Annotated in this window: 3 protein-coding genes; 2 read left to right on the top strand and 1 reads right to left on the bottom strand. The window is 58.6% G+C overall.

Going from position 1 to position 2498, the window contains the following annotated elements; genetic code table 11:
- The first annotated feature begins 214 nt into the window (after positions 1–214).
- Entirely contained in the window at positions 215–1096 is an 882-nt protein-coding gene (ligD, locus tag P8X75_15135; protein MEJ1996515.1) for a non-homologous end-joining DNA ligase, read from the top strand.
- 105 nt (positions 1097–1201) lie between these two features.
- Here ligD and P8X75_15140 read toward each other — a convergent pair whose 3' ends face one another.
- A complete protein-coding gene (locus tag P8X75_15140) occupies positions 1202–2161 on the bottom strand; it encodes a LysR family transcriptional regulator (GenBank protein MEJ1996516.1) in 960 nt (319 codons plus the stop codon).
- Positions 2162–2267: 106 nt separating this feature from the next.
- On the opposite strand from P8X75_15140, the gene P8X75_15145 reads away from it, so the two are divergent.
- On the top strand, positions 2268–2498 hold a 231-nt coding region (locus P8X75_15145; GenBank protein MEJ1996517.1), incomplete at its 3' end, for an ABC transporter permease.

The raw sequence follows: 2498 nt of genomic DNA on the forward strand, positions 1-2498 counted from the left end.
TCCAACGTATAGAAAAGGCGGAGACGCCAGGCGATGAGGAGCAATGGCTCTTGATCAAGATGAAGGACGAAGAGGCTGACGCCCGGCGCAACCCTATCTCAACTGAGCCTCGCTCAGTGGTAAGCGGACGCACGCTTTGTGAGGTTTCCAAGGAGGAAAAGCAGGAAGGGAAGTCGTGACTGGCGGGAAATGTCTCAGGATCGGACAGCACCGCGTGGAGGTCAGCCACCCCAGCAAGCTCTACTTCCTGGCCGACGGAATCACCAAGGGCGAGGTGGTCGACTACTACCGACGCATTGCTGAAGTGGCGTCGGTCTACTATCACGACCGTCCCTTGACCCAGCAGCGCTTTCCCGAAGGCATAGAAGAGGAGGGCTTCTTTCAGAAGCAGATTCCTCCGCACTTTCCCGACTGGATCGACCGCGTGACGCTCGCCAAGACGGATGGGCAAATCACCTACGTTCTCGCGAACGATGAGGCGGTGCTGGCCTACTTGGCAAACCAAGGCTGCGTGACCCCTCATCTGGCCCTGGCGCTCGCTGGGAAGCCGAACCATCCGGACCGAATGATTTTGGATCTCGATCCCTCGGACGGGGATTTTGAGAAGGTGCGCGGGGCTGCGGAGGACGCTGGAAGTTTCCTGGAGGAACTTGGGCTGCCATGCTTCTTGATGACTACTGGATCTCGCGGGCTGCATATTGTTACGCCCCTAGATCGCAGCGCCGATTTCGATCGGGTGCGTGACTTCGCGCAAAGCCTCTGTCGCTTGCTGGCCAAACGGCATCCCGACCGCCTCACTTGCGAGCAGCGCAAGGATAGGCGCGGCCATCGAGTTTTTTTGGACTACCTGCGAAACGCCTATGGCCAAACCAGCGTCGCACCCTACGCTCTCAGAGCCAAGCCGGGTGCGCCGGTTGCCACGCCGCTGCGCTGGTCAGAGCTTGGACGGAGCGACCTGACAGCGCAGCGCTTCACCTTGAAGACAATCTTCCGACGCCTGGGCGCCATGGGTGATCCATGGGCTGGGATCGCAGAGGAAGCCAGATCCTTGAAGCCTGCCGAGAAGAAGTTGCGCGAACTAACGGGAGGTTCATAACCTCGGGAATAGCGTCCCGATATAGCAAGTGCTGCAAGCAGTCGCTCTTTCCTTGTCCGCTTGTAGCCATTAGCGGGCATGGCGTGGTCTCTCGGGAAACCCAGCCTAAAGATAGGTTCGCTCCTCAATGGGGGTTCTTTCGATACGGCTTAGAAGCGCTGTAAGCATAGCTTCCTCGGCCCGATTCAGGCGGGCTTTGGGGTTCCAGGCTATGTGCACGTCGATCGCGGGCGGCCTGTCATAGGGCGGTAGGCGCCATAGCATGCCGTCCTCGACATCGCGGCGAACCACGTGGATCGGAAGTGGCCCTATCCCCAGTCCAGCCACAATCATGCGGCGGACCTCTTCTAAGTGGGCGGAGGTGCCGACAACGCGTTCGTCGAGTTCTAGTTCCGCGCGCATCATCGTGACGGGGCGCAGGGCGTCAGTCATCTGGTCGGTGACGAAGCTGACCGAAGACTGCCCCGCCAAGTCTGAAACCGACAGGCCTTGACGTCCGAAAAGTGGATGTGTGGGGCCGCAGAAAAGGCCGAAATATTCTCGATACAGACGTCGGTATTCCAGCTTGGGGCTGCGCTCGCGAATGAGGCAAATGGCGAGCGAAGCGCGGCGCGCCAGGACCGAAGCTACCGCCTCACGGCTGGCAGATACGTCGATGGAGAGTGTGGCCCGTGGATGACGCAAGTGGAAATCGTTGAGTGCCTCGTCAAACAGAGGACAGATCACATGGCTAGCCATGGCAATACGCACGTGACCCTGAACCTCGTCGGTGATCTCGCGCATCAGCGTGTCTAGTCTGAGGATCGCTCCATGAATGTCGATCGCCTCGCGGTGGAGTAGGCGACCCGCCTCGGTCAATTCGTAGTGGCCGGGCGAGCGCAGGATCAATTGCTTGCCGAGCCTTTCCTCCAGCCGCTTCAAGGCATTCGAAACTGTCGGCTGCTTCAGGCGCAAACGTTCGGCTGCCTCTGTTACGCTGCGCGATTCGGCAAGAACCACGAAGGTGCGCAGCAGGTTCCAATCCAGTTGGCGCGCAAGACTTTCGGCGGATTGGTTCAGGTTCATAGCTATCATTCATAAAATCTATATCGAAGATTGTTACTATCTATTTGCAGAATACTTTGCGCTCTGCAAGCCTTTCGAGGATTGGAAATCGCCGAAGGGCGGGCGAATGTCAGTAGAAGCACGCGAAGCGCGACAACCCTGGGTGCTGTTGTCCCCGGCGCTAACGGCTGTGACGCTGCTACTCTTCGTGCCGCTAGTGTTTATTGTGGTCTACTCATTCTGGCTCCGCACCGCCAGCGGTGCTGACCAGATTGGCTTTTACTTCGACAACTGGCGCGAAGCACTGAGCGATCCTTTCTACCGCGACATCCTGCTCAACACACTCAAGATCGCCGCG

This window comes from Limibacillus sp. (assembly GCA_037379885.1).
In the GTDB taxonomy this organism is placed as follows: domain Bacteria; phylum Pseudomonadota; class Alphaproteobacteria; order Kiloniellales; family CECT-8803; genus JARRJC01.

Coding starts and splice junctions, on each gene's coding strand:
- P8X75_15140 (MEJ1996516.1), bottom strand. CDS start 2,161: ATGAACCTGAACCAATCCGCCGAAAGTCTTGCGCGCCAACTGGATTGG.